The organism is uncultured Campylobacter sp. (assembly GCF_947255105.1).
Lineage (GTDB): Bacteria > Campylobacterota > Campylobacteria > Campylobacterales > Campylobacteraceae > Campylobacter_B.
Genome location: NZ_CAMYFP010000004.1, coordinates 13,934 through 38,527 on the forward strand (window position 1 = coordinate 13,934; position 24,594 = coordinate 38,527).

A 24,594-nucleotide genomic window follows, 5' to 3' on the forward strand; every position below is an offset into this window, starting at 1 on the left:
CTCTCTCCTTATATATTTGGATTTACCTTATAGCTGCTTAACTCATTGCCTTTAGTATCCATCACATGCACAGCACACGCAATACAAGGGTCATATGAGTGAATTTTTCTAACAATCTCTAAAGGTTGCTTTAGGTCAGCCAATTTTACCCCTATAAGACAAGCTTCATAACTTCCCATCTGACCTTTTGCATCTTTTGGACTTGCATTCCATGTAGATGGAACTACTGCTTGCCAGTTTTCTACAACACCATTTTTAATTCTGACCCAGTGGCTCAAAGTGCCTCTTGGAACATTGCCGATGTAGCGACCTTTATACTCTTTGTTTTTGTCAATAACATATTTTGCACAAGTATCCTCATCGCCACTTTTTATATTTTCGACTAAATTATTAAATGCTATAAGTCCGTGGTTGGCAATAGTTTTTGCCTCTAGCATTCTACATGCTGTTCTTCCAAGAGTTGAAAGTATCGCCTCAACTGGAAGTCCTGTTTTGCTCAAATATTCATCAACTATAGGAACGATATATTTGTTGCCCTTTGCATAATTGATGGCTATATTTGCCAAAGGACCAACTTGCATAGGCTTATTGTCATATCTAGGTGCCTTTATCCAGCTATATTTACCTTTGGTGTCAAAGACTTTAGTCTTTACAAGCTCGCCTTGGGCATTTATGGTATCTTCATTTACAAAGCCTGTGTAGTGTGGCTCTTCTTCTCCATCATAAGGGTGAAGTGCTGCGTCATTTTTATACCATGCGTGAGTTGCCACTTCGGTAATTTTGTCTTCATCAAGCTCATAAACTTTAGATAAATCTCCATTGAGTATAATTCCACTATCAAATAGCCACTCATTTCTTGAGATTGGAAGCTCTTTGTGAGTCCATAAGTTTGCAACACCAACATCATTTACAACGCTAGGTTCATTTGCATAAGCAATTCCTGCCATAACTAGGTCAGCATAATATGCTCTATTTATAAACTCAGCCACCTCTTGAAATTTAACTAGATACTCGCCAAGTCTTGCAGGGCTTAAAATATCCATTACACAAGTTACACCGCCAACTGTTAGACTTTGAGGGTGAGGGTTTTTACCACCAAATATAGCCATTGCTTGAGCTACAGTTCTTTGAAGTCTTAGACACTCAAGATAGTGAGAGAGTGCTATAAGGTTTTGCTCAGGGCTAAATTTATAGGTTGCATGTCCCCAGTAAGCATTGGCAAATGGACCAAGGGCTCCCTTTTCTACAAAAGTTTTAACTCTTTGTTGCACAGCTTTGAGATGATCAGCACCACACGCATATGGAAGATCTGTATATTTAAATGCCTCTTGGCTAGCTGCGTACGGATCGGCACTCAAAGCACTTACAACATCTACAAAATCAAGTGCATGAAGTTGATAGAAATGAACTACGTGGTCATGTAAAAAAAGAGTATTACTCATAAGTGTTCTCGTAAGTGTTGCATTTAGCGGTGGAGTTATGCCCAAAGCATTTTCTACTGCCATAATACCTGCTTTATAGTGAGAATAGGTGCAAACTCCGCAAATCCTTTGCATGATAAAACCTACATCTCTTGGATCTCTTCCCTTTACAATAAGCTCTAATCCTCTCCATAGAGTTGAGCCACTATATGCCTCTTTTACAACGTTGTTTTCATCTACAACTACCTCTATTCTTAGATGTCCTTCTATCCTAGTTAGTGGGTCTATTACTACTCTTTGTGACATGACTCATCTCCTTTATTTTTCTTTGCTGAGGCAATAACTGCGTGAGCGGCTACTCCAACACCAGTAAGCGCTAAAACGCCAATACCTATCTTATCGGCTGTTGCATCTGCTCCAAGTCCGTTAAATACAGTATGAAACAATCTATTGGTAAGCGGCTCTTCAAATGGTGCCATTCTATCCCAAAAATCAGGTTCAGAGCAACCTATACAGCCATGACCTGCTTGAATTGGCCATGATGTGTGTTGGTTGAAGCGCTCTTTTGAGCAGTTGTTAAATGTATATGGACCTTTGCAACCTACTTTGTAGAGACAATATCCATCTTTTGCCCCCTCATCGCCAAAACTATGGACAAATTCTCCAGCATCAAATCTTCCTCTTCTTTCGCACAAATCGTGGATTCTATGTTCATAAGCCCATTTTGGACGAGCATAGTTATCAACTGGCGGAAGTGTGCCAAATAATATAAAGTGAAGCAAGGTTCCTACTATATTTTTCTCACTTGGTGGACAGCCGGGAACATTTATAATTGGTTTATCTACAATTTTACTAAGTGGTTTGGAGTTGGTTGGATTAGGATAGGCCGCTTGAACTCCTCCAAAGCTAGAACAGGTTCCTATGGCAAAAATGGCCGCTGCATCTTTGCTCGCAATTTTGCAATGTTTCGCTCCTGTTGTGCCGTGTGGTCCTACTGTTAGGAAAAACTCGCTCTCTCCAGCAGGAATTCCACCCTCTACCATGAGAATATATCTACCTTTATATTTTTCTATGGCATTTTCTAGATTTTCTTCAGCTTGCCAGCCTGCTGCTGCCATCACTGTTTCGTGGTATTCTAGGCTTATATAGTCAAAAATCAAACTATCAAGAGTTGGCGTGTCTGTTCTTAGAAGTGCTTCACTGCATCCTGTGCATTCTGCCATATGAAGCCAAATAACAGGCACTCTATCGCTTAGCTCGGCAGCTCTTGCAACAGTCGGCGCAAAGGCAGCAGGAAGTCCAAGCATAGCACTCATTGCCCCTGACCACTTTAAAAAATCTCTCCTTGAAAAACCATGCTCTTTGGCAAGAGATCTTATAGAGCCCTCTTTAAATTTAGACAACTTTTCTACTAGATCAAGTCTTTTGGTGATCTTATCCATTAACTCGCTATTTTGCATCTTAGCCTCCTTTCATCGCAGCTTAATGCTTATGTGATTTTATCATTTAGCGCCTTAATTGAATAAAATATTATTTAATTAGTTGTTAAATATTATATTATCTTTATAATAATTATTATTAGGAATGATTATTTGTAAAAATTATCGAGTCAAATTTAGAGGTAAAAGCACCTAAATTTGAGCTAAATAAGATTAAATTTTCTATCTAAATTTCAGCCTTTGTTTGACAAAAATAGATAAAAGAGATAAATTTAAACCCCACATCAAAACAAAAGGCGATAAATTTGAGTAAGGCAGACTATAGCAACTGGAAATATGAACTTTTTTTGGCATTTGTTGGTACTCTTTTACTCTTTAGTGCCTTTCAAATGCTACTTCCAACTCTACCACTCTACATAGCAAAACTTGGCGGCAAACAGTGGGCTGTCGGTGCGATGATGGCTATTTTTACCTTTTCATCTCTAGCCTCTAGAGTATTTTGTGGTAAATTTATGGACGAATATGGACGTTGGGGTGCCTTTTATTTTGGAATTGTTATCTTTGTCATCTCAACACTTGGCTATGAGTGGTTTGCCTACATCTCAATTATCTTTGCAATCAGGCTTATACAGGGCATTGGCTGGGGTTGCCTTGGAACTTCAAACTCAACAATAGCTACAGATATCATTCCAAAAGAGCACTTTGGAAAGGGAATGGGAATTTTTGGACTCTCCATCAGTCTTGGTTTGGCGATTGGTCCATATGTCGGGCTTTGGGCGATGGAGGTGGGCGAGTTTAAACTAGTTGCCTACTTAAGCAGCGCTCTTTGCCTGCTTTGTGCACTTATATTTTTGCTACTTAAGATAAAAAGAAAAGAGCCGCTTTTTTATAAATTTAGCCAAAACAGGGCAAAAATTGATATAAAAAATCTCATCGAAAAAAAATCCCTCTTTCCATCGGCACTTATCTTTTTTATAACGCTTAGTTATGGGGCGATTGTGACCTTTATAGTTCTCTATGCCAATGCAAACGGCATCAAAAATGTAGGAATGTTTTTTATAGTTTTTGCCATAACTTTATTGGTAGTTAGACCCGTTTCTGGGGTGATTATAGATAGATCTGGCTTTTTCTTAGTTCCATTTGCAATGGTATTTTTGATAATCTCTAGTGCAATGCTACTCTTTTTAAAGAGCTTTGCCCTATTAATTGCTTGTGCCTTTTTTTATGGAGTTGGCTTTGGCGTGCTTCATCTCTCGCTTCAAAGTATGGCTGTGCTTTTGGCACCACCCAACAGAAAAGGCGTGGCAAATGCTACCTTTTTTACAGGCTTTGATGGCGGTATTGGAGTTGGAGCTGTTGTTGGCGGAGTCGTTGCTACTAAATTTGGATATGAGATGATGTTTTTGCTATTTCTCATCATCAATATAGCTATTTTTATCTATATGAGTTTTAATAAAAAGCGCTTTTTAAAAATCGTCTTTTGACCTTAACTTAAACAGCTCACTCATAAACTTTTGCAATAAAACACTTTGTTGTATAAATTTATGTTAAAGTTACACCTTTAAATTTCAAATAATTTTTACTCTTAAAAGGAGAGCTATGTTAAAAAACGCAAGTTCGTTGGTTTCAAAACAACTGGCTATTTTAGTTGTACTTGCTACACTATTTTCATTGTATTATCCACAAGTTGGATCAAGCTTAGTTAAAACATCGTGGGTAGTTTATATTTTAGGCATTATAATGTTTGGTATGGGGCTTAATGTAAAAGCAAGTGATTTTAAAGAGCTTTTTATAAGGCCAAAATTTGTTTTAATTGGTATTGGCGCACAGTTTATAATAATGCCATTAATTGCCTATATTTTGGTAAAAGGTTTTAATCTTCCTCTTGGTCTTGCAATTGGTGTTGTTCTTGTTGGAACCTGTCCTGGCGGAACAAGTTCAAATGTTATTACATACTTAAGTAAAGGTGATGTGGCTCTATCTGTTGGAATTACAAGTTGCACGACACTATTGGCTCCTTTTATGACGCCTATTTTAACAAAATTATTAATTGGTCAAAGTATAGATGTAAATGTAATAGCTATGTTTTTAAGTGTTGTTAAGGTTGTGATTGTACCTATTGTGCTTGGAATTTTAGCACACAGATTTTTACCAAAAATAGCTGGACTTTTAAAAGATGTTTTACCTATGATCTCAACTCTTGGAATAGTGGCAATTGTTATAGCTGTAGTTAGTGTAAGCGCTGAAAAAATAATAGCAAATTTAGGAATTATAGTTTTAATAATTGTTTGTCATAATTTGTTTGGGTATCTGTTTGGCTTTTTAGTTGGCAAATCAGTTACAAAAGATATGGCAAAGGTAAAAGCTTTATCTGTTGAAGTAGGTATGCAAAACTCAGGTCTAGCAACATCTTTAGCTTTAACTCATTTTGCAACTCAACCACTTGCTGCAGTTCCTGGAGCACTGTTTAGTGTATGGCACAATATTTCAGGTGGAATACTAGCTTCTATTTATGCAAGAATTAAATAAATTTACGCCTATAAAAGGCGTAAATTTATCGATAAAACTTTATTAATTTGGTTCTTATATATATTTTTCCAAAACTTCTGGTATTTTTATAGAACCATCATTTTGCTGATAATTTTCCATTATTGCAATTAAGGTTCTACCAACTGCTAGTGATGAGCCATTTAGAGTATGCGCTAAAACATTTTTTTTGCCATCTTTGTAGCGAATTTTAGCACGACGAGCTTGAAAATCACGACAATTTGAAATAGAGCTAATTTCACGATAGCAATTTTGAGATGGTAGCCAAACTTCTAGGTCAATTGTCTTTGCCGCGCTAAAACCAAGATCACCACTACAAAGTAGCATATGACGATGAGGTAGTCCAAGACTAGCTAAAAGATCGCTTGCACAGCTTACCATCTCTTCAAATACTTTATCGCTCTCATCAGCTTTTGTGATAGAAACAAGCTCAACTTTTTCAAATTGATGTTGTCTTATCATTCCCCTAGTATCTCGTCCAGCACTTCCTGCTTCACGCCTAAAGCAGTGGCTATAGCAAGTCATTTTGATTGGCAAAATATCTGCATTTATTATCTCGTCGTTATATAAATTTGTGACTGGAACTTCACTTGTTGGTATAAGATAAAGTTCATCTTCGTTTATTTTATAGAGATCTTCTTCAAACTTTGGAAGCTGCCCTGTGCCATAAAGAATTTCAGGCTTTACAACAAATGGGACATTCACAAGCTCAAAACCACGAGATTGGTTAAAGTCAATCATATAATTAATCAAAGCTCTATTTAGCCTTGCACCATAACCTTTAATGGCGGTAAAGCGGCTTCCACTAAGCTTTACACCACGTTCAAAATCAAGCCAACCAAGTTTTTCTCCAAGCTCATAATGAGGTTTTGGAGTAAAAGTAAAATTAGGAACTACTAAAACTTTTTTAAGTTCAACATTTTCGTTTTCATCCTCTCCAAAAGGCACATCATCATCTATTATGTTTGGGATGTGAGATGCTTTTTGATCTAGATTTTCTTGAATAAAATTTACTATCTCTTGCAATTTTTGAATATTTTGTTTATTTTCTTCAAGCTCACTTTTAAGTTCAGTTATATCTTCACCATTTCTTGCTTTTATGCCAACTTCTTTACTTTTTGTGTTTTGAAGTGCTTGAAGATTTTCTAGTTCAAGTTTTTTTGCTTTTAAGTCGTTATAAACATCTAAAAGCTCTTTTAGTGCCTCTTTGCTTACTTTTTTGGCGATGAGTTTTTTATTAAACTCATCAAAATTTGTTTCTATTAGTTTTAAATTTATCATCATTTTCTCCTAAATTTCAACATCTTTATCTATAAATTCCACAAATTTTTCTTATTTTTTGCATATTTTTTTCTGCTACGGTTTTTGCTTTTTTTGCTCCATCATCTAAAATTTCAAAAACATCATCTTTATGGTTCATAAAATAGTCAAATTTCTCTCTTGCATCTTTAAAATAGTCCCAAATAACTTCATTTAAATACATTTTAAAGTGTCCATATCCCTCGCCACCTTTTTCATATCTTTTTTGTAGGGCAAGTTTTTCATCTTCATTTAAAAATAGCTCGGCAATTTTATAAACATTGCAATCTCTCCACTCTTTTGGATCTTCTAAGGCAGTGCTATCAGTTACGATGCTTGAAATTTGTTTTTTTAGGGTTTTGGTATCGCTAAAAATATCAATTGTATTTTTATAGCTTTTACTCATTTTAGCACCATCAGTGCCTGGAACTGTGGCTAAGTTTTCTTCAACTTTTGCTTGTGGCAATGTAAAAATTTCTCCGTGAGCGTTGTTAAATTTAAGTGCGATATCACGTGCTATTTCAACATGTTGAATTTGATCTTTTCCAACTGGTACAAAATCAGCATTGTAGAGCAAAATATCGGCTGCCATTAAAACTGGATAACTAAAGAGATCATGTTTTGTATCAAAGCCTTTTGCAATCTTATCTTTATATGCATGAGAGCGCTCAAGCAGTCCCATCGGTGTATAAGCGCTTAATATCCAGTAAAGTTCAAGCACCTCTTTTACATCACTTTGAACCCAAAATATGCTTTTTTTAGGATCAATCCCAAGAGCTAAAAAAGCACACGCTGCTTCGTAAGTGTTATCGCTAAGTTTGTGTGCATCGCTTACACTTGTCATTGCGTGGTAATTTGCGATAAACATAAACATTTTGCTATTACCTAAATTTTGCTTCTCAACCATTGGTTTAATGCTAGCAAAGTAATTCCCTAGATGAAGTTTTCCTGATGGTTGAAGTCCGGTTAGTGTTATCAAATTTTATCCTTTATTAATTCTTTAATTTTTAAAGCTACCATTTTTGGGGATTTATTACTTACATCCACTATCAAATCTGCCACTTTTTCGTATTCATCTTTTCTTTTGTCAAAAAGCTTTTTTGCCTCACTTGGGTCTTTAAGAAGTGGTCTTTTGGCTAGTTTTTTTGTAGCATTTGGAGAGTTTTTTATCCTACTTATTATGCCCTCAAAGTCTGATTTTAGGTAGATAATAGTTCCAAGTTTCTTTAAATTTGGCACTTTGTAAAATCCCCCACCTGTTGAGATGATAGCATTACTAACATTTTTTTCTATAAATTTAGCCAATTTTTTCTCTGTTTTTCTAAACTCATCTTCGCCAAATTTGGCAAAAATTTCCTTTATTTTTAAGTTATAGGCACTCTCTATCAAATCATCACAGTCTAGTGGAAAAAATTTTGTCTCGTTATATAAAGCTCTTGCAATAGTTCCTTTGCCAACGCCCATAAAGCCAATTAAAACAATATTATTTTTTTTCTTCATCGTTTTCATCTTTGTTTTTGCTTCTTGCCAAAAGCACAATCGGCGTACCTTCCAAATTAAAGCGCTCTCTTAGCTGGTTTATGATGTATCTTTTGTAGCTAAAGTGCAGAGATTTTGGGCGATTCATAATAAGTGCTATTTTTGGTGGTGCAAAGCCAAATTGCACAGCATAATAAATTTTAACTAACTTGCCTCTATCGTGCGGAAGCGGGTGAAGTTTTGTCATCTCTTCAACTGCCTCATTTAGCTTTGAAGTCTGTATTTTGCTTGTGTAGTTTTGATAGACCTTTTCGATAAGCTCATAGATACGAGAAACTCTTTTGCCATCAAGCGCACTCACACTAATAATTGGTGCATATGAGAGAAATTTAAACTTATCTTTTATGATTTTGGAAAACTCATCAAACTCTTCAACTCTTTTGTCCCATTTGTTTAGGACTATGATAAGCGCTGGTTCAAACTTGGCCGCCACTCCTGCAATCCTCTCATCAAGCTCAGTCAAAGGCTCTGAAGCATCAAGCACTAGAAGTGCAACATCGCTATTTTCCAAAAGTTTTTGAGTCCTAATAAGTGCAAATTTCTCAATTCCCTCAATTTTACCACGTCTTCTAATGCCAGCAGTATCAACAAACTCAAAAACTCTATCATTGTGAGTATAGCTTTCATTAACGGGATCTATCGTAGTGCCAGGAGTGTTACTAACAACTGATCTCTCTTTTTTAACTAAGGCGTTTAAAAGGCTTGATTTACCGACATTTACTCTACCTACAATTCCTACTTTTATCTCTTTTTTTTCATCTATTGGATTGCCATCATCATCAAAGTTGTCCAAAAAATCCTCAAAAAGCTCCTCTTTTTCCGCTCTTTGCGACTCTTTTAAATTCGCATAGATAAAGTCTAAAAGCTCATCTATGCCGATGTTGTGGCTAACAGAGATAGAAAAGCTATTGGTTGCGCCAAAAGAGTCAAACTCCCAACTTCTTTGCTCATCTTTTTTGCTATCGATTTTATTTATAACTAGGGCAGTTGTAATATCAAGCCTTAAAAGATTGTGAAAAAGCTCCCTGTCTTTTTGAGTTGGATACATCTTTCCATCTACGACAAAAAGGACAATATCGGCTTTTTCAATCTCTTTGTAGGTTTGCTTTTTTGCCTCAACAAAAATATCGCTACTCTCATCAATACCGCCACTATCGATAAGCAAAGCGCTTTTGTCATAAATTTGTATCTCTTGCTTGTTTAGATCTCTTGTAGTTCCGCTAATCTCACTTGTTATTGCAACACGTCTTTTTAAAAGGCGGTTGAAAAGTGAGCTTTTACCGACGTTTGGTTGACCAATTATTATGATTTTTTGCAAAAATTATCCTTCTATAAAAGTCTTGATTATAGCATTTGCTAGCCTAAATTTAACTAAATATAGCCAAATCATTGAAATAAAGAATTTAACTTTAAATTTAAGAAAATTTGTAGATATTAAGTTAAGTTGTAATAAAATAGCGCCTTACAAAGGAAGTAAATGTTTCATAGTTTTTTGATACGAAATTTAGGTGCCTATTATATGGTTTTAGGCTCTTTTTACTTTGCACTAACTGGAGCTTTTGCAAAGGCTTTAAGTAGCGATATGAGCTCTGTTGAAGTGGCATTTTTTAGAAATATCGTAGGGCTTATTTTGATACTTTTAGCCATCTATAAAAACCCACCCATAAACAGAGGTGGAAGAGGAATGCTACTCTTTATGAGAGGCTTTATAGGTTCTGTTTCGATGCTTGCTTTTTTTTACAATATAGCAAACATTGGACTTGCTGAGTCCTTTACATTTGCCAAAACGGCGCCTATGTTTTTAGCACTTTTTGGAGTGCTATTTTTTAAAGAAAAACTAAGTTTTGAAGCTTGGATAGGTATATTTTTGGGCTTTTTAGGAATTGTTCTTATAATGCAACCAAATTTGGGCTTTAGCAGATATGATTTTATGGGGCTTTTCAATGGCTTTTTAGCGGCAGTTGCCTATATGAGCGTGCATGAGTTAAGAAGAGCATATGATACCAAAACTATAGTTTTATCTTTTATGCTTTCAGGCACGATAATACCGCTAGCTTGTATGATAGCGGCTGAGTTTTTTGCAATTCCTAGCTATCTTGATTTTATGTTTGCTAAATTTACAATGCCCTGTGCTAAAATGTGGATTTTTATAGTCCTTATGGGGATTGGCGGGATACTTTTTCAAACATATATGACAAAGGCATATGCTGCTAGCAAACACGCTGGAGTTGTAGCAGCTGTTGGGTATTGTGATATAATCTTCACTTTGATTTTGGGTCTATTTATGGGTGATAGTTTGCCAAATTTAATGGCATTTTTAGGGATAGTTTTAGTCGTTGTAAGCGGTATAATGGTAGTTTTAAAGGAGTAAATTTAGATGATAGTAATGGCTGGACCTTGTGTCATAGAGAGTAGAGAGCTTGTTTTTGCTGTAGCAAGGGAGCTTGTAGATTTAAAACAAAACGATAGTATTGACTTTTATTTTAAGGCAAGTTTTGATAAAGCAAATAGAACTAGCATAAAAAGCTTTAGAGGACCTGGACTTCAAGAGGGCTGCAAGATACTTCAAGAGGTCAAAGATGAGTTTGGCTTCAAGATAGTAACAGACATCCATGAGAGCTATCAAGCACAAAGCGTAGCAGAAGTTGCCGATATGCTCCAAATCCCAGCGTTTTTATCTCGTCAAACAGATTTGTTAGTTGCAGCAGCCAAAACAAAAGCCAAAATAAACATAAAAAAAGGTCAATTTTTAGCGCCTCAAGCGATGAGACACTCTGTTAAAAAGGTTTTAGAGACTCGTGGAATAGAGCAAGAGGGATATGATGTAGCTCTAAATAACGGCGTTTATCTCTGTGAGAGAGGAAGCACTTTTGGATATGGAAATTTGGTAGTTGATATGAGAAGTTTGCCGATAATGAGAGAGTTTGCACCTGTTATTTTTGATGCAACTCATAGCGTGCAAATGCCTAGCGCCTTAGGCGAGAGCAGTGGCGGCGATGCTAGATTTGTAGCTCCACTTGCAAGAGCAGCTGCTAGTATTGGCGTGGATGGATTTTTTTATGAAACTCATATAGATCCCTCAAAAGCCCTTTGCGATGGACCAAATATGCTAACAATAGATGAGCTTAAAAATATTGTAGATCTAACCTTAAAAATAGAAGAGTTAATAAAGGAGAATAGATGAATAAAGTAGAAGGAACTCTTTATCTTAGCGGCAAAGAAAAGGTAGCTATCATTGCCTCAAGATTTAACCATATCATAACCGACAGGCTAGTTGAAGGGGCAAAAGATGCCTTTTTAAGACATGGAGGCTCCCAAGAAAACCTAACACTTTTTTTAGTCCCTGGAGCATTTGAGATACCAATGAGTTTAAAAATGGTCCTAAAGAGCAATAAATTTGACGGAGTTTGCTGCTTAGGCGCTGTTATAAGAGGCTCTACACCGCACTTTGACTATGTTTCGGCTGAGATGACAAAAGGTATCGCCTCTGTTAGCTTGCAACACGAAACAGCTGTAGGTTTTGGAGTGCTTACAACAGATACGATAGAGCAAGCCATTGAAAGAGCTGGAAGCAAAGCTGGCAATAAGGGCTTTGAGGCGATGTGTGGCGTGATAGAGCTTATCAATCTCTATAAAAAAATAGGATAGCAGATGGCAACTAGACATCAAGTTAGACAAAGTGTGATATCGCTTCTTTATTCAGATGAGATAAGTGGTCAAAACTCTAAATTTATCGATGATTTTTTGGAAGAAAAAAAGATAAGAAATAGACAAAAAAGCTTTACTCTCTCACTGCTTGATGGGACAAAACGATATCAAAACAAAATAGACGAACTTTTAAATACTCATCTTAATGAGCATAAACTAGAAGAAATTGGCAATGTCGAAAGAGCCATTCTTAGGCTTGGCGCTTATGAGTTGCTTTTTACAAAAACAGATGATGCAATAGTTATCAATGAGGCAGTTTTACTTGCAAAAGAGCTAGCATCCGATGGCGCGCCTGCCTTTATAAATGGCGTTTTAGATGCACTAAAAACAGATAAGGAGAAGAAGTGAAACTTTGTGTGGCTTTAGATATGGAGAAAAAAGAGCAAAATTTAGCCCTTGCAAATGAGCTTAAAGGGTTTGATATTTGGCTTAAAGTTGGGCTTAGAAGCTATCTAAGAGATGGAATGGCGCTAATTGATGAGTTAAGAAAGATAGACAATTTTAAAATCTTTCTAGATCTTAAAATTTATGATATTCCAAATACTATGGCTGATGCTTGTGAAGTTCTTGCAAAAAGTGGTGTTGATATGATAAGTATCCATGCAAGTAGTGGCAAAACTGCGATGTATACGGTAATGGATAGGCTAAATGGACTTACCTACAGACCAAAGGTTTTGGCAGTTAGCGCACTTACAAGCTTTTCTACTAGTGAGTTTTATGATGTTTATAATGTAGATATCAAAACCGGAGTCGAAGAGATGAGTAAAACAGCCTCTTTGTGCGGAGTTGATGGAATGATCTGCTCAGCTCACGAAAGTGCCTTTATAAAAAGTATTGTAGATGATAAATTTATCACACTTTGCCCTGGAATTAGACCATTTAAGGGTGGAAGCTTGGACGATCAAAAAAGAGTTGCCGATATAGAGTTTGCAAAGAATCACAAAGTTGATTTTATAGTAGTTGGCAGACCAATATATAAAGACGCAGATCCAAAAGGCGCTGCCAAGAGGATACTATCGCAGATATGAGACTCTTTTTTGTCATTGTTTTTATCGCTATTTCAACTTTTGCCAAAGGGGCAGAAGAGGTTCATTTTAAATATGATGTTAGCTTCGGGATATTTGGCAAAATTGGAAGTGCCGATGCTGTTTTAAAAAGCGAAAATAACAGCTATGAGATAACTTTGGATGCCAAAAGTAGCGGTCTTGCAAAAACACTAAGCGGCAACCGAAGAGAGTATTTTTATAGTAAAGGCGAGATAAAAGATGGCACTCTCATACCAGAGGTTTATATCCACAATATAGAGCGAAACAGTGGCAAAGTAGTGGTTGAAAAATACTATACGTTCGATCACAAAGGCAAAAGTGTCTATATGTTGCGCTTCATAACTAAAAATGGCTTAAGGCGAAAAGATATCGACAAAAAGATAGATTACTACGCAACAAACGACCTCTTAACGCTCTTTTTTAACTTTCCAAAACTAAAGCAAGATGGAAGTTCTAGCTTTGTATTGACAGCGGTTGGCGCCAACAAAAGCGATGGAAGAGTTGATATTATCGTCCCATCAAAAAAAGAGAGCAAAAAGCTAAAAAAAGAGCTCAAAACTCACAATCAGCCCTATATTGTCTATATCAACGAAAAGATCTTTTCATCCAAAAGAGGGAAGCTTTTTGTAGGACTTGACGATCAGGGTTATGCAACAAAAGCTGTGCTTAAAGATGTTCTGTTTTTTGGCGATATAACAGGAGAGGTAAAAGAAAAAATTAAAAATAGTTATAAATTTAAGCCACCTCTTAGTAACTAGCTGATATAATTCTTTCTTTCATTATGGACAGGTGGGTGAGTGGCCGAAACCACACCCCTGCTAAGGGTGCAGCTCATACTCTGGGCTCGAGGGTTCAAATCCCTCCCTGTCCGCCACAAATACCACTAGACAACAATCTCTTTCAATAAATATCAAGGCTTTTTACCTATAGAAATTTAACAGACAAAATTTGAAAGAATATTCTAAAAAACTTATTTTAAGAGTTGAGACTTCAACAAAAGTATATATTTTTGAGACAAATTTCTTTGTTGATGAGAGTTTTGGTCAAAATGTAAATGAGATTTTGGTAGCGTAATTAAATAAATTTAGCAAGAATATATTTTTTAATAGCTTAGGAATTTTCCTAAGCTATTGGTTAAATTAAAATTTATTTTTATTATTCGTCTAATGGTTTCCATTCTTCACATCCACATTTTGGACATTTGTAACCATGTTTTATAATGAAATTTGTTATCTGGTCTTTAAAAGCTAGCATTGCACTTCCACCAACTACAAGTGCTATGCATATTGGCAATGCAAGCCCAGTTCCAGCGAACAAATATGTTACCCAAGCCCAAAATCCACCAATTGGCATAACTGCTCCAATTAGTGTTATTATAAATTTTGCATTAACTACTTGTTGATTACCACATTTTTCGCATTCTATTTTCATAAAGAATCCTTTTATTTAAAATATATTTTTGATTATATGAAATAAAGTCTAAATTTTTAATAAATTTACGATAATATTTCGCAATTTTCTTTTAATGAACAAAAAGCTATCTTCTCGTCATGAAATACACTCAACAAGACAAAGCAAGAATTTTAAGAGTTACAACTAGAACACTTCAAAGGTGGCGAACAACAAAGCCTGAATTATACGCTATTATAGAGGCTTCTTTTATTCTTAGAGAAGCGATTTCGCTTGATGAAGAAACAGATAAAAAAGTAAAAGAGATGATAAAAGAAGCAATTCCTGAAAATAGTAAGATTTAATTGGCTAAAAAGCCAAGCTATGTTTTAAATATAAAAATTAAATTTTTGAAATTTAACATAGAAAATTTAAAAAAAAATATTCTAAAAATAGTAGAGATGAGATAGTTAAAAATATGATTTAAAGTGGCAAAATTTATCTAAAAACAAAGGCTTAAATTTCAAAAGCCAAAGTCTAAATTTGGCATTTTAAAAGATTTAGCTAAAATTGCTGTAGGTTTCATCACTCGAAAATCACAATCAAAAATAAGGAAAATTATAAAATCAATAATTTTACTATTCATAATGGCTCTAATCATTCGCCTCATCAAAGACTCTACCAAACAAAGCAAAAGAGGCAAGCCAAACTTTAAAAATCTATTAAAAAAACAGCTTGATAGAAAAGATGGAGATAGTATAAATTTAAAGCCAAAAAAGAGGTTTTATTTTGGTAAAGATTGGAAAAAGAAAAAGGGTGATGACTATGAGTTTTATATAAAAAAGTTCTATGAAAATGAAGGATATCGAGTCGTTCCAACTGGCTATATAAAGGGGTTTGAAGATGAGGGAGTGGATTTGGTAGCGCACAACGATATAGGAAAAGAGACTATTTTGATACAGTGCAAAAACTGGAAAAATGGAGCAGAGTTAAAAGATATAGTTAAATTTTATAATGACTGCAAAAAGTATCAAAAAAATATAGTCACTTTTTCAAAGGAAGGTCTATAAGAAAGGTTTTTGTCATCTCAAATGAGATTCAAAACTTAGAAATAGAGAGCTTTCTAAAGCAGATAAACAACGAAATTGAGTTTTTCAATGTCCCTATTTTTTAAGAGCAAAGAAATTGCAAACCATTTTCGATATAATAAGTCTTAATTTGATTTAAGAGATTGAAAGGACGATAAAATGAGCATTTTAAAGCCAACAGACCTAGGCAAAATCTACGAAAAAACAGCAAAAGAGATAAACCAAATTTTAGAAGAGATAGGATTTATAGAAAATTGCGATAAGGGTTGGAAACTTACAGAAAAAGGTCAGCAAAATGGCGGCGTGCAAAAAAACTATATGGGGAGATTGAGCGTATATTGGAAAGATGAGATCAAAGACAACGCCATTTTTAACGGCGCAGTAAAGCCAACAGAGAGTAAAGATGAGAGAGAAATTGACTTTAGAACCAAATTTAAAGCCACATACCGAACAGTAAGCGGTCACTATGTAAGAAGCAGAGCCGAAGTTATCATAGCCGACTGGCTTTATAGGGAGTATATTGGCTTTGCATATGAGAAGAGAGTGCCGATAAAAGAGGATATGTTTTGTGACTTTTATCTACCAAAAGAGAGGGTTTATATCGAGTTTTGGGGCTATGAAGAGGATAAAGCATATTTAGATAGAAAAAACAAAAAGCTACAGCTCTATAGAGAAAATAACTTAAATTTGATAGAGATTGACAACAAAACGATAAATAATATAGATGATTTTTTGCCACGAGAGCTTTTGAAATTTAAAAAATAAATTTGCAAGGCTAAATTTAAGCTTTAAAGAGTGGCTGAAATTTAGCCACTCAGATCTTTTTACCTAAAACGGCTTTCAAACTCAGCCACCAACTCATCTAAGTCAATGTCTTTAAAAAGTTTTGGATGTAAAAATTTGGCTATGTAAATTTCGCCTATACTTGCAGCTTCTGGCGTAATATGCCCCCACGCTTTGGCAAATCTTGGCAAAACTATCAAAGAGTTGTTTTTGATGGCTCTAAGCTCTTTTAGGCGAACATCGCCCTCTAAAATCTCTTTTGTATCGCTATATCGTTCCTGTATAAAAACATAGTCAGGATCATAGGCAAGTATGGCTTCTGGCGAAAGCTCTTTGTAGCCTTTGAAGTCGTTTTTGGTGATAAAAAAAGCGCCCGATTTTTCAAAAAACTCCATCACATAGTTTTCATCGCCATAAGTTCCAAGCCACTTATCAAGTATCATTACGCGCGGTTTTTCACTAAGACTAACTCCATCAAGAGGCTTTAAGAGCTCTTTTGATTTGCGGATAAAAGATAGAAGTTCTTTTGATTTTGCCTCTTTTCCAACGAGCTTGCCAAGCGATACAATGCCCTCTTCTAGCTCTAGCTCATTGCCTCTTTGGTTGTTTTTGAAACTACTCACAAAGACCTTAAGCCCCATCTCTTTTAGAGCCTTTATGCTCTCATCATACTTTTTGCTGATGATAACAACATCTGGTTTTAAGGCGATAATTGACTCATAATTTACATTTGCTGCCTTGCCTAAATTTGGCAAAGAGGCAAAGTCATAGCCATAGTGTTTAAACTCATCGCCAAGATAACTCTTCCAATCGCTTGTGATCCCAACAATCTTGTCATAAGCACCAAGAGCTATAAGCACATCAACGCTAACATAGTCAAGCGCAACAACCCTTTTTGCAGGCTCTTTTAAAGTAAGCTCATTGTAAGCGTCCTTTATCTCTAGCCCAAAAAGAGAACTAAACAATAGAAAAAATAGTAAGATTAACTTTCTCATAACCCACCTTTATAATGAATTATGAAAAGCAGAAGCTCCCTACGCCGGTATTATCCGTATCAGGTTAAAGGGTTAAGTAAAAACTCTCTCAGCAAAATGCACCCCTGCTAATCATCTTGAAATTATATATAAATTTAACTAATTTGCAACCACTACTAGTGGTTGTTTTTAAGAGTTAGATAGCTATTTAGCGCTCCAACATATGCTTTTGCAGTGGCAAACATAGTATCAACATCAAGCCCACGTCCTAAAACTGTGCTTTTGTCTTCAAACTCTACCTTTACAACGACCTTTGCAAGTGCGTCTTTGCCTCTACTTACAGCGCTTGCTTTGTAGTCAAGTAACTTTCCATCAATCTTTGAAATTCTATCAATCGCCTTAAATATCGCATCAACTGCACCATTGCCAAGTGCAGAATCGCTTATAAGTTTATCATCGTGCTCTATGGTGATACTTGCGCTAAAATGCCCATTAGTAGAGGTTAGACAGCTTAGTTTATCAACTGTATAAAACTCAGGTATCTTAACACTCTCATTGCCAATAAGAGCACTTATATCATCATCAAATATCTCTTTTTTCTTATCGCAAAGCTCTTTAAATTTAACAAATAGCTCATTGATCTCATCATCGTCCAACTTAAATCCAAGCGAGATTAACTTCTCTTTAAAGGCATGTCTTCCCGAGTGCTTGCCAAGAACTAGCTCATTTTTCTCCATACCAATATCTTCGGCTTTAATAATCTCATAAGTCTGCGGATATTTTAAAACTCCATCTTGATGAATTCCACTCTCATGAGAAAAGGCATTTTTGCCAACTATGGCCTTGTTAGGTTGTGGCTCCATTCCTATGATAGATGAGACCAAGCGACTTGTTGGATAGATCTCTTTGTGCTTTATATCGGTATAAAGTCCCCCAAAAAAATCATCTCTAGTCTTTATAGCCATTACTATCTCTTCTAATGCAGCATTGCCAGCCCTCTCTCCTATGCCATTTATCGTGCATTCTACCTGTCTTGCACCAGCACTTATGCAAGCTAGAGTGTTGGCAGTGGCAAGTCCTAGGTCGTTGTGATTGTGAACTGAGATGATAGCTCTATCCTTGATAAACTCTTTCATAATCTTTATGAACTCATACATCTCACTTGGCAGACGATATCCTACAGTATCTGGTAAATTTATGGTTGTCGCGCCAGCATTGATAGCTGCATCGCAAATCTCTTTTAAAAAACTTATCTCACTTCTACCAGCATCTTCACAACTAAACTCCACATCATCAACAAAGCTCTTTGCATACTCGATAGCGCCAACTGCACGCCTTATGACCTCATCTGGACTCATCTTTAGCTTATATTCCATATGAATGCCACTCGTTGCTATAAAGGTATGAATTCGCCTATTTTTAGCAGGTGATATGGCATTGGCGGCTGCTTTTATATCACTCTCCAAAGCTCTTGCAAGTGAGGTAACTCTTACACTATCTACCTCTTTTGAGATAGCATTTATCGCATTAAAGTCACCAACACTAGCCGCTGCAAATCCAGCCTCAATAACATCAACGCCCAACTTTTCAAGTGCAAGTGCAATCTGAATCTTCTCCTCTATATTCATAGAAGCACCTGGACTTTGCTCGCCATCTCTTAGAGTTGTATCAAATACTATGATTTTATTGCTCTGCATCTTGCTGCTCTTTCTTTTTTGCTAAAAATAGATTATAAAACGCTCTTGCAATGCCATAAATAACATATGAGGTCGATAAAAATAGACAAAACTCAAGTGGTTTTAGATATAAAATACCAAAAAAGATAATTGAAAATATCAATATCTTCATAGAGTAGGATTTTTTAAACTCAATCTTTTTAAAACTTGGATAGCGGATGTTGCTCACCATCAAAAAAGCCAAAAGTAGTGCAAATAGTAGCAATATCACTCCAACGCCCTTTACAGCGCCATAATGTAGATAAAAAGTAACCCATAGTGCCAAGCAAAGCGCTGTTATTGGGATTGGCAATCCGATAAAAATGTTTGGCTCATAAGTTCCTGTAGTTATGTTAAATCTAGCAAGTCTAATGGCTCCAAATACCACAAATAGCGCACTTACCAAAATACCCATCTTTCCAAAATTGTGTCCCACAGCTGTATAAAAATAAACGGCCGGCGCTACTCCAAAAGCAACAAGATCGCTTAGTGAGTCAAACTCAACGCCAAATTTGGAGGTTGTGTTAGTAAGTCTTGCAACTCTTCCATCAAGTCCATCAAGAATAAGCGAGATAAAGATAAATAGCAACGCTCTTGAAAAAGAGCCATTTATAGAGGCGATGACAGCCACAACGCCCGCAAAACAACTAGCGGCGGTAAAAAAATTTGGTAGTAGATAGATAAGTTTTTTGTTGTTATTCATTGCAAACTCCCTATTAGCTCTCCAGCTTTTACGTTAGAATCCTCACTAAATAAAAGTCTAGTATTTTTTGGAACTCTCAAAACAATCTCTCCATCTACCATAAAAGCAACTCTTTGTCCCAGACTTGCGCTATCTAGGTCAAAAAGGTGAAGTTTCCTAGAAAAAACACCATAAAAAAGAGTCATTTCGCACTCAGAAAGATCGTTTTTAAAGATAAATTTGGCTTTGTTATTTAAAAGTCTGCTACTTTTCATAAAGTTACAAAGACTAAGTCCATTTTTAAATTTGAAAAGCTCTATTTTGCCATCTATTGGTGCTCTAACTTGTCCTGCATTAAGGATTGAGTTTATAAAAGAGAGCTCCAAATAGTCGCCCTTTATCTCAATCTTTTTAATTTTGCCATCGCATGGAGCATAGAAGCCACTCTTATCACTCTTTATAAACTCTCTTTCAGGATTTCTATAGATAAATAGTAAAAAAAGCACTATTAGTCCAAAAAATATAGCGCCTCCAAATAAAAAAGAGAGCACAAAAAGCACCGCCGCTATACAAATACTTCTATATCCAAATTTAGAAATTATATTTATATCACTATTTTTCATCTTTTTTCATCGCTTCTTTAATATCTTCATTCTCATCTACCAAGCCAACAAGCCTAGACTCTAGCCCATTTTCCTTCTCAAAAGTAGAGATTATCTCTCTTACTGTCTCACCATCAATTGTCTCTTGCTTGTAAAGTGCCTCTACCATATTTTCAATAGCATCTTTATAAAGTGTAAGAGTCTCAACCACAGAGCGATATCTTATATCAAGCATCTCTTTTACATAGTCATCAACTCTTTGAGCCATCTTATCACTATAGTCCTTTATGCTCTGTCCATAAAGAAAGGTGTTGCGTTGTTTTTCAAGTACCATAAGTCCGGCAACTTCACTCATGCCATACATTGAAACCATCGCCTTTATGATATCGGTTGCTCTTTCTAAGTCATTGCTAGCGCCAGTTGAAATCTCTTTAATAAAGACCTCTTCAGCGCCTCTTCCGCCCAAAAGCACATCAACTTCAGCCAAAAGCTCATGTTTTTGCATAAGAAATTTATTCTCTTCAGGTGTGTTTAGTGTATAGCCAAGAGCTGCAAGTCCGCGCGGTATAATGGAGACTTTACTAACTAACTTAGCCCCTTTTGTAACCTCTGCAATAAGCGCATGGCCGCACTCATGATAGGCGACAATTCTTTTTTCTTTTGGATTGACGCGGCGGGATTTTTTCTCCAAACCTGCAATAGAGCGCTCAACTGCTTCTATAAGATCTTTTTGCTCAACTGCCTTTTTGGACTCTCTTCCTGCCAAAAGTGCCGCCTCATTTATGATATTTTCAAGATCAGCTCCTGCAAGTCCTGTTGTAAGACGTCCTATCTCTTCGATATCTACATCATCGGCAAATTTAACATCTTTCATATGAACTTTCAGAATGTCACATCTGCCCTTAAAATCAGGTCTATCAACTAAAACTTGTCTATCAAATCTTCCCGGTCTTAAAAGTGCAGCGTCCAAAATCTCAGGTCTATTTGTAGCTGCTATGACAATAACTGGCGATTTTCTAGCATCAAAACCATCCATTTCACTCAAAAGTTGATTTAGAGTCTGCTCTCTCTCATCGTTTCCACCCATTGGACCACTAGATCTACTCTTTCCAATAGCATCAATCTCATCTATAAAGACAATAGATGGCGCCTCTTTTTTGGCATTTTCAAAGAGATCTCTTACTCTACTAGCACCAACTCCAACAAACATCTCAATAAAACTTGAAGCCGAGATACTAAAAAATGGCACATCAGCCTCTCCTGCAACAGCTCTTGCAAGCAAAGTTTTACCAGTTCCTGGAGGTCCAACTAGTAGTATTCCTTTTGGAATTTTGGCTCCAAGGCGTAGATACTTTTCAGGATTTTTTAGATAATCAACTATCTCTTCAACCTCCTCTTTTGCCTCTTCAACGCCCGCTACATCGCTAAATTTGACATCTGGTTTTTCAGAATTCACTAGCTTTTTGCTACTTCCAACGCCTAAAATTCCACCACCTACATTTTTTTGCATTCGATTTACTAAAAACATCCATATTCCAAAAAAGATGGCTATGTAGATAGTCCAACTAAGAAGTTGGCTAAGAAAGGTATTTTCGCCATAAGCAGAGTATGGAATTCCCTTTTCTTCAAGCAAAGTGACCAAGCTAGGGTCTTGCACTTTTCTTGCCTCATAACTAGCCATTGGACCTTCAGCTTTGATAAATGTATCACCTATCGAAACTCTACTTATCTGCTTTTGCTCTATGAGAGTTTTTAGCTGTGAGTATTCAATCCTCTTCTTTCCCCCTGCAGCAAAGTTACTAAAATCGCCACTTTCAGATGATGAAACTCTAAAAAGAACGATAATAATCACGGCAAATATTATAAAGACAACTATTGGATTTTTGTTGAAAAAATTGTTGTTATTATCTTGGTTATTTTGCCTATTTTGGTTGTTTCTCATTTCTCTCCCTTGTTTTCATATACTAATGTTACCCATTCGTTTTTTTGCAACTCTTCAATAAGTTTAAAATCGCTAAAAGATTTTTTTATTCTATCTAAATAATTGTCTAAAATTCCTGATAAAATTAGTTTGCCATCTCTTTTAACATATTTTTTTAAATCATTTTGTAATATCAATATAATATCTGCAATAATATTTGCAACGACCAAATCATAGCTTTTCTTAGCGCTGCCAACACTTCCTACCCATGCACTCTCAAATTTGGCCCCATTTTTTCTAAAATTTTCTTTAGCTGCATCTATAGCTTGTGAGTCTGTATCACATATATCAACGCTAACTCCAAGTTTATTTAGCACAATTGCCAAAATACCACTCCCACACCCTACATCTAGGGCATCGCTTCCCTTTTTGGCATATTTTTCTATCATCTCCAAACAGCCACTTGTGCTTTCATGATGGCCTGAGCCAAAGGCCAAAGCTGGATCAATCGTGATGTTTATTAGTCCATCTTTAGGACTGTGCCAACTAGGATGGATATAGAGCTTGCCAATCTGTATCGGCATAACGCTTTTTTTATAGCTCTCTATCCAATCTTTATCCTCTTTTTGCGTAACTTCTATCTTTAAGCAGGGGTCTAAATTTAGAGTTTTGGCAAGAGCTTTTTCAAACTCCTTTAGCCCATAAACAATCTCTTTGTCATCTCGCTCTCTCATGATAAAGCCATTTTCTATCTCCTCTACACAACTTACCCCAAGCTCAAAAACGAAATCTTTAAAAAGTTTATAGTTGGGTGACTCAACCTTTATCTCAAAATATTTAGTCATTTGCAACCTTTAAAGCCTCTTTTAAATTTATCCTACCCTCATAGTAGGCCTTCCCAATGATAACTCCATCGATATTGTTCTTTTTGGCTAGTATGATATCTTCTATCCCACTCACACCGCCACTTGCTATCGTTGTTTTGGCGCTAAGTCTAGCAATTTGCTGTGTAAAATCTACATTTATGCCACTAAGCATCCCATCTTTACTTATATCAGTGCAGATAATGGCAACTATAGATGACTCTTTATAGGCAGCTGCTAACTTGCCTGCCTCAATTCTGCTAACATCAGCCCAGCCCTCAACTGCAACCATCCCATCTATAGCATCTATGCCAACAACAATAGGATAGCTCAAGGCTAATTTTTTGGTAAGTTCTATGTTGTTTAGGGCAGTTGAGCCAAGTATAACTCTATCTACGCCACTCTCGATGTAGCTTTTTATACTCTTTTCATCTCTTATGCCGCCACCTACTTCAATCTTTAGTGAAGTTTTTGAGGCAATTTTTTCTATCACATCGTGATTTATTTTTTGTCCAACAAATGCCCCATCAAGATCTACAATATGAAGCCATTTTATGCCAAAATCTTGAAACTCTTTAGCCACATCTAAAGGCTCTTTGCTATAAATTTTGGCACTTTGCATAACCCCTTTGCTAAGCCTTACAGCAAAGCCCTCCTTTAAATCAATTGCCGGCAATATATCCATCATCTACTCCCTTTTCTACTCATATAAAGATAAAAGCCCAAAGATGAGATCAAAGCAGAAACTCCAACGATGAGATAGACTGCATAGACTATATGCTCGGGCTTTGTCATGGCAAATTTGAATACAAGCATCAAAGCCTCAATTGCAAGTGCGATTATGATAGAGGTCAAAAACTTTATCATCGTCTTTGAGTTACCACCATTTTTTCTGCCAGCACCCAAAATCTCCTCTTCAAATATCGCTTTTACTAGATCTAAAATAGCCAAAGCCAAAGTTAGAAGAACTGTTGATTCAAACATCTCAGAAGTATCAATAAGATGAAGACTATTTGAAAATAGGCTCTTTACCCCAAAGAAAAATAAAATACAAGTCACACCAAAAAGAGCCAAAGCAAGGAGTGTATATGCTACTCTAGAAACTTGCCCAAAGCGCCCATCTATGGAGCGTGGATTGATAAGCTTTAAGATATCTGCCATATCAATATCGGCACATGCAATATATAAAAGCTCCTTTTTTGCACTGTAGATTGGCATTGCAACTGTTATACAAAGCTGCCCTGTAAGTGAGCTAGGATAGGGATCTGTGAGATAGCAACGTCTCTCTTTGACAGCATTATAGTAATACGATCTCAAACTTCTATTTTCTCCACTGCCAGTTCTATACTCCTCTTTTATGCTTATATTATCGCCTATTTGATAGCCATTTTTATCGAGTAGATAAAAGGCGTCATACTTAATAAGCTCGTGTGATATCTTATTAAAGCCTGAAAAAATAAGCTCTTTGTCCATATTTGGTAGGTAGTTTGGTATATTTCTACTAAATATGTAGCAAAGATAGGCTCTTGCCTTATATCTAATCTCCTGAAACTCTTCTATCTCTTTTATTATCATCTT

27 protein-coding genes, 1 tRNA gene and 1 riboswitch are annotated in these 24,594 nt (G+C 36.1%); of the genes, 13 read left to right on the top strand and 15 right to left on the bottom strand.

All coding sequences use genetic code 11. From position 1 onward, the window contains the following. Nucleotides 1-8: 8 nt before the first annotated feature. The gene (locus Q0X52_RS03280) at nucleotides 9-1,727 is read right to left on the bottom strand and encodes a nickel-dependent hydrogenase large subunit (RefSeq protein WP_297574820.1); all 1,719 of its coding nucleotides are present in this window, start codon (nucleotides 1,725-1,727) and stop codon (nucleotides 9-11) included. Continuing rightward, entirely contained in the window at nucleotides 1,712-2,881 is a 1,170-nt protein-coding gene (locus Q0X52_RS03285) for a hydrogenase small subunit (protein WP_297574822.1), read from the bottom strand. The genes Q0X52_RS03280 and Q0X52_RS03285 overlap by 16 nt, the downstream gene beginning before the upstream one ends. Before the next feature lie 284 nt (nucleotides 2,882-3,165). Between Q0X52_RS03285 and Q0X52_RS03290 the strand changes: the two genes are divergently transcribed. Further along, nucleotides 3,166-4,344 (top strand): MFS transporter, encoded by a 1,179-nt coding sequence (locus tag Q0X52_RS03290; protein WP_297574825.1) that lies wholly within the window; start codon nucleotides 3,166-3,168, stop codon nucleotides 4,342-4,344. Nucleotides 4,345-4,459: 115 nt separating this feature from the next. Beyond that, nucleotides 4,460-5,389: a bile acid:sodium symporter family protein gene (locus tag Q0X52_RS03295; RefSeq protein WP_297574828.1), complete on the top strand. Its 930-nt coding sequence runs from the start codon at nucleotides 4,460-4,462 to the stop codon at nucleotides 5,387-5,389. Nucleotides 5,390-5,443: 54 nt separating this feature from the next. Here Q0X52_RS03295 and serS read toward each other — a convergent pair whose 3' ends face one another. From serS to der, 4 genes are read right to left on the bottom strand one after another with little or no spacing between them, the layout of a single operon-like run. Next, nucleotides 5,444-6,688 (bottom strand): serine--tRNA ligase, encoded by a 1,245-nt coding sequence (gene serS / locus Q0X52_RS03300; protein ID WP_297574831.1) that lies wholly within the window; start codon nucleotides 6,686-6,688, stop codon nucleotides 5,444-5,446. 25 nt (nucleotides 6,689-6,713) lie between these two features. After that, the gene (gene trpS, locus Q0X52_RS03305) at nucleotides 6,714-7,685 is read right to left on the bottom strand and encodes a tryptophan--tRNA ligase (protein WP_297574834.1); all 972 of its coding nucleotides are present in this window, start codon (nucleotides 7,683-7,685) and stop codon (nucleotides 6,714-6,716) included. Beyond that, complete coding sequence (locus tag Q0X52_RS03310; RefSeq protein ID WP_050335557.1) at nucleotides 7,682-8,215, bottom strand: shikimate kinase; 534 nt, start codon at nucleotides 8,213-8,215, stop codon at nucleotides 7,682-7,684. Before Q0X52_RS03310 ends, trpS begins: the two co-directional genes overlap by 4 nt. Continuing rightward, on the bottom strand, nucleotides 8,190-9,563 hold the full coding sequence (der, locus tag Q0X52_RS03315; protein ID WP_297574841.1) for a ribosome biogenesis GTPase Der: 1,374 nt from the start codon (nucleotides 9,561-9,563) through the stop codon (nucleotides 8,190-8,192). Before der ends, Q0X52_RS03310 begins: the two co-directional genes overlap by 26 nt. A 159-nt stretch (nucleotides 9,564-9,722) precedes the next feature. Between der and Q0X52_RS03320 the strand changes: the two genes are divergently transcribed. From Q0X52_RS03320 to Q0X52_RS03355, 8 genes are all read left to right on the top strand, one after another. Next, complete coding sequence (locus Q0X52_RS03320) at nucleotides 9,723-10,616, top strand: DMT family transporter (protein ID WP_297574843.1); 894 nt, start codon at nucleotides 9,723-9,725, stop codon at nucleotides 10,614-10,616. 6 nt (nucleotides 10,617-10,622) lie between these two features. Then, nucleotides 10,623-11,429: a 3-deoxy-8-phosphooctulonate synthase gene (gene kdsA, locus Q0X52_RS03325; RefSeq protein ID WP_297574845.1), complete on the top strand. Its 807-nt coding sequence runs from the start codon at nucleotides 10,623-10,625 to the stop codon at nucleotides 11,427-11,429. Further along, nucleotides 11,426-11,893 carry a 6,7-dimethyl-8-ribityllumazine synthase gene (gene ribH, locus Q0X52_RS03330; RefSeq protein ID WP_297574846.1) on the top strand — a complete coding sequence of 156 codons (468 nt, stop codon included), beginning with the start codon at nucleotides 11,426-11,428 and terminating at the stop codon, nucleotides 11,891-11,893. The genes kdsA and ribH overlap by 4 nt, the downstream gene beginning before the upstream one ends. 3 nt (nucleotides 11,894-11,896) lie before the next feature. Further along, the gene (gene nusB / locus Q0X52_RS03335) at nucleotides 11,897-12,301 is read left to right on the top strand and encodes a transcription antitermination factor NusB (protein WP_297574848.1); all 405 of its coding nucleotides are present in this window, start codon (nucleotides 11,897-11,899) and stop codon (nucleotides 12,299-12,301) included. Next, a complete protein-coding gene (gene pyrF / locus Q0X52_RS03340; RefSeq protein ID WP_297574850.1) occupies nucleotides 12,298-12,981 on the top strand; it encodes an orotidine-5'-phosphate decarboxylase in 684 nt (227 codons plus the stop codon). The genes nusB and pyrF overlap by 4 nt, the downstream gene beginning before the upstream one ends. Continuing rightward, nucleotides 12,978-13,757 (top strand): DUF3108 domain-containing protein, encoded by a 780-nt coding sequence (locus tag Q0X52_RS03345; RefSeq protein WP_297574853.1) that lies wholly within the window; start codon nucleotides 12,978-12,980, stop codon nucleotides 13,755-13,757. Before pyrF ends, Q0X52_RS03345 begins: the two co-directional genes overlap by 4 nt. 25 nt (nucleotides 13,758-13,782) lie before the next feature. Then, nucleotides 13,783-13,873: transfer RNA gene (locus Q0X52_RS03350), tRNA-Ser, on the top strand. Between the two features lie 74 nt (nucleotides 13,874-13,947). Next, the gene (locus Q0X52_RS03355; RefSeq protein ID WP_297574855.1) at nucleotides 13,948-14,073 is read left to right on the top strand and encodes a hypothetical protein; all 126 of its coding nucleotides are present in this window, start codon (nucleotides 13,948-13,950) and stop codon (nucleotides 14,071-14,073) included. Nucleotides 14,074-14,154: 81 nt separating this feature from the next. Here the strand turns inward: Q0X52_RS03355 and Q0X52_RS03360 are convergent, their stop codons facing one another. Further along, the gene (locus Q0X52_RS03360) at nucleotides 14,155-14,430 is read right to left on the bottom strand and encodes a hypothetical protein (protein ID WP_297574857.1); all 276 of its coding nucleotides are present in this window, start codon (nucleotides 14,428-14,430) and stop codon (nucleotides 14,155-14,157) included. A gap of 119 nt (nucleotides 14,431-14,549) precedes the next feature. On the opposite strand from Q0X52_RS03360, the gene Q0X52_RS03365 reads away from it, so the two are divergent. The 3 genes from Q0X52_RS03365 (at nucleotide 14,550) to Q0X52_RS03375 (ending at nucleotide 16,241) form a co-directional block, all read left to right on the top strand. Beyond that, nucleotides 14,550-14,753, top strand: coding sequence for a hypothetical protein (locus Q0X52_RS03365; protein ID WP_297574859.1), 204 nt, complete (start codon nucleotides 14,550-14,552; stop codon nucleotides 14,751-14,753). 282 nt (nucleotides 14,754-15,035) lie between these two features. Then, a complete protein-coding gene (locus Q0X52_RS03370) occupies nucleotides 15,036-15,458 on the top strand; it encodes a restriction endonuclease (RefSeq protein ID WP_297574861.1) in 423 nt (140 codons plus the stop codon). 177 nt (nucleotides 15,459-15,635) lie between these two features. Further along, nucleotides 15,636-16,241, top strand: a complete 606-nt coding sequence (locus Q0X52_RS03375; protein WP_297574862.1) for a hypothetical protein — start codon at nucleotides 15,636-15,638, stop codon at nucleotides 16,239-16,241. Nucleotides 16,242-16,300: 59 nt separating this feature from the next. On the opposite strand, the gene Q0X52_RS03380 is transcribed toward Q0X52_RS03375, so the two are convergent. From Q0X52_RS03380 to Q0X52_RS03415, 8 genes are all read right to left on the bottom strand, one after another. After that, nucleotides 16,301-17,254 carry an ABC transporter substrate-binding protein gene (locus Q0X52_RS03380; protein ID WP_297574864.1) on the bottom strand — a complete coding sequence of 318 codons (954 nt, stop codon included), beginning with the start codon at nucleotides 17,252-17,254 and terminating at the stop codon, nucleotides 16,301-16,303. 19 nt (nucleotides 17,255-17,273) lie between these two features. Then, nucleotides 17,274-17,370, bottom strand: a riboswitch (TPP riboswitch). 39 nt (nucleotides 17,371-17,409) lie between these two features. Next, on the bottom strand, nucleotides 17,410-18,930 hold the full coding sequence (locus tag Q0X52_RS03385; RefSeq protein ID WP_297574866.1) for a 2-isopropylmalate synthase: 1,521 nt from the start codon (nucleotides 18,928-18,930) through the stop codon (nucleotides 17,410-17,412). Then, complete coding sequence (gene pssA / locus Q0X52_RS03390; protein ID WP_297574868.1) at nucleotides 18,917-19,651, bottom strand: CDP-diacylglycerol--serine O-phosphatidyltransferase; 735 nt, start codon at nucleotides 19,649-19,651, stop codon at nucleotides 18,917-18,919. Before pssA ends, Q0X52_RS03385 begins: the two co-directional genes overlap by 14 nt. Beyond that, nucleotides 19,648-20,253 (bottom strand): phosphatidylserine decarboxylase, encoded by a 606-nt coding sequence (locus tag Q0X52_RS03395; RefSeq protein ID WP_297574870.1) that lies wholly within the window; start codon nucleotides 20,251-20,253, stop codon nucleotides 19,648-19,650. Before Q0X52_RS03395 ends, pssA begins: the two co-directional genes overlap by 4 nt. Continuing rightward, nucleotides 20,243-22,174, bottom strand: a complete 1,932-nt coding sequence (ftsH, locus tag Q0X52_RS03400) for an ATP-dependent zinc metalloprotease FtsH (RefSeq protein ID WP_297574872.1) — start codon at nucleotides 22,172-22,174, stop codon at nucleotides 20,243-20,245. The genes Q0X52_RS03395 and ftsH overlap by 11 nt, the downstream gene beginning before the upstream one ends. Continuing rightward, nucleotides 22,171-22,998, bottom strand: coding sequence for a 50S ribosomal protein L11 methyltransferase (locus Q0X52_RS03405; protein ID WP_297574874.1), 828 nt, complete (start codon nucleotides 22,996-22,998; stop codon nucleotides 22,171-22,173). Before Q0X52_RS03405 ends, ftsH begins: the two co-directional genes overlap by 4 nt. After that, entirely contained in the window at nucleotides 22,991-23,701 is a 711-nt protein-coding gene (gene hisA, locus Q0X52_RS03410; RefSeq protein ID WP_297574876.1) for a 1-(5-phosphoribosyl)-5-[(5-phosphoribosylamino)methylideneamino]imidazole-4-carboxamide isomerase, read from the bottom strand. Before hisA ends, Q0X52_RS03405 begins: the two co-directional genes overlap by 8 nt. Further along, the gene (locus tag Q0X52_RS03415) at nucleotides 23,701-24,591 is read right to left on the bottom strand and encodes a PDC sensor domain-containing protein (protein ID WP_297574878.1); all 891 of its coding nucleotides are present in this window, start codon (nucleotides 24,589-24,591) and stop codon (nucleotides 23,701-23,703) included. The genes hisA and Q0X52_RS03415 overlap by 1 nt, the downstream gene beginning before the upstream one ends. Nucleotides 24,592-24,594 lie beyond the last annotated feature (3 nt).

Coding starts and splice junctions, on each gene's coding strand:
- Q0X52_RS03310 (WP_050335557.1), bottom strand. CDS start 8,215: ATGAAAACGATGAAGAAAAAAAATAATATTGTTTTAATTGGCTTTATG.
- serS (WP_297574831.1), bottom strand. CDS start 6,688: ATGATAAATTTAAAACTAATAGAAACAAATTTTGATGAGTTTAATAAA.
- Q0X52_RS03295 (WP_297574828.1), top strand. CDS start 4,460: ATGTTAAAAAACGCAAGTTCGTTGGTTTCAAAACAACTGGCTATTTTA.
- Q0X52_RS03415 (WP_297574878.1), bottom strand. CDS start 24,591: ATGATAATAAAAGAGATAGAAGAGTTTCAGGAGATTAGATATAAGGCA.
- Q0X52_RS03320 (WP_297574843.1), top strand. CDS start 9,723: ATGTTTCATAGTTTTTTGATACGAAATTTAGGTGCCTATTATATGGTT.
- Q0X52_RS03365 (WP_297574859.1), top strand. CDS start 14,550: ATGAAATACACTCAACAAGACAAAGCAAGAATTTTAAGAGTTACAACT.
- Q0X52_RS03280 (WP_297574820.1), bottom strand. CDS start 1,727: ATGTCACAAAGAGTAGTAATAGACCCACTAACTAGGATAGAAGGACAT.
- hisA (WP_297574876.1), bottom strand. CDS start 23,701: ATGGATATATTGCCGGCAATTGATTTAAAGGAGGGCTTTGCTGTAAGG.
- Q0X52_RS03370 (WP_297574861.1), top strand. CDS start 15,036: ATGGCTCTAATCATTCGCCTCATCAAAGACTCTACCAAACAAAGCAAA.
- ftsH (WP_297574872.1), bottom strand. CDS start 22,174: ATGAGAAACAACCAAAATAGGCAAAATAACCAAGATAATAACAACAAT.
- pssA (WP_297574868.1), bottom strand. CDS start 19,651: ATGAATAACAACAAAAAACTTATCTATCTACTACCAAATTTTTTTACC.
- Q0X52_RS03380 (WP_297574864.1), bottom strand. CDS start 17,254: ATGAGAAAGTTAATCTTACTATTTTTTCTATTGTTTAGTTCTCTTTTT.
- kdsA (WP_297574845.1), top strand. CDS start 10,623: ATGATAGTAATGGCTGGACCTTGTGTCATAGAGAGTAGAGAGCTTGTT.
- Q0X52_RS03375 (WP_297574862.1), top strand. CDS start 15,636: ATGAGCATTTTAAAGCCAACAGACCTAGGCAAAATCTACGAAAAAACA.
- ribH (WP_297574846.1), top strand. CDS start 11,426: ATGAATAAAGTAGAAGGAACTCTTTATCTTAGCGGCAAAGAAAAGGTA.
- Q0X52_RS03405 (WP_297574874.1), bottom strand. CDS start 22,998: ATGACTAAATATTTTGAGATAAAGGTTGAGTCACCCAACTATAAACTT.
- Q0X52_RS03385 (WP_297574866.1), bottom strand. CDS start 18,930: ATGCAGAGCAATAAAATCATAGTATTTGATACAACTCTAAGAGATGGC.
- Q0X52_RS03285 (WP_297574822.1), bottom strand. CDS start 2,881: ATGCAAAATAGCGAGTTAATGGATAAGATCACCAAAAGACTTGATCTA.
- nusB (WP_297574848.1), top strand. CDS start 11,897: ATGGCAACTAGACATCAAGTTAGACAAAGTGTGATATCGCTTCTTTAT.
- Q0X52_RS03395 (WP_297574870.1), bottom strand. CDS start 20,253: ATGAAAAATAGTGATATAAATATAATTTCTAAATTTGGATATAGAAGT.
- Q0X52_RS03345 (WP_297574853.1), top strand. CDS start 12,978: ATGAGACTCTTTTTTGTCATTGTTTTTATCGCTATTTCAACTTTTGCC.
- Q0X52_RS03360 (WP_297574857.1), bottom strand. CDS start 14,430: ATGAAAATAGAATGCGAAAAATGTGGTAATCAACAAGTAGTTAATGCA.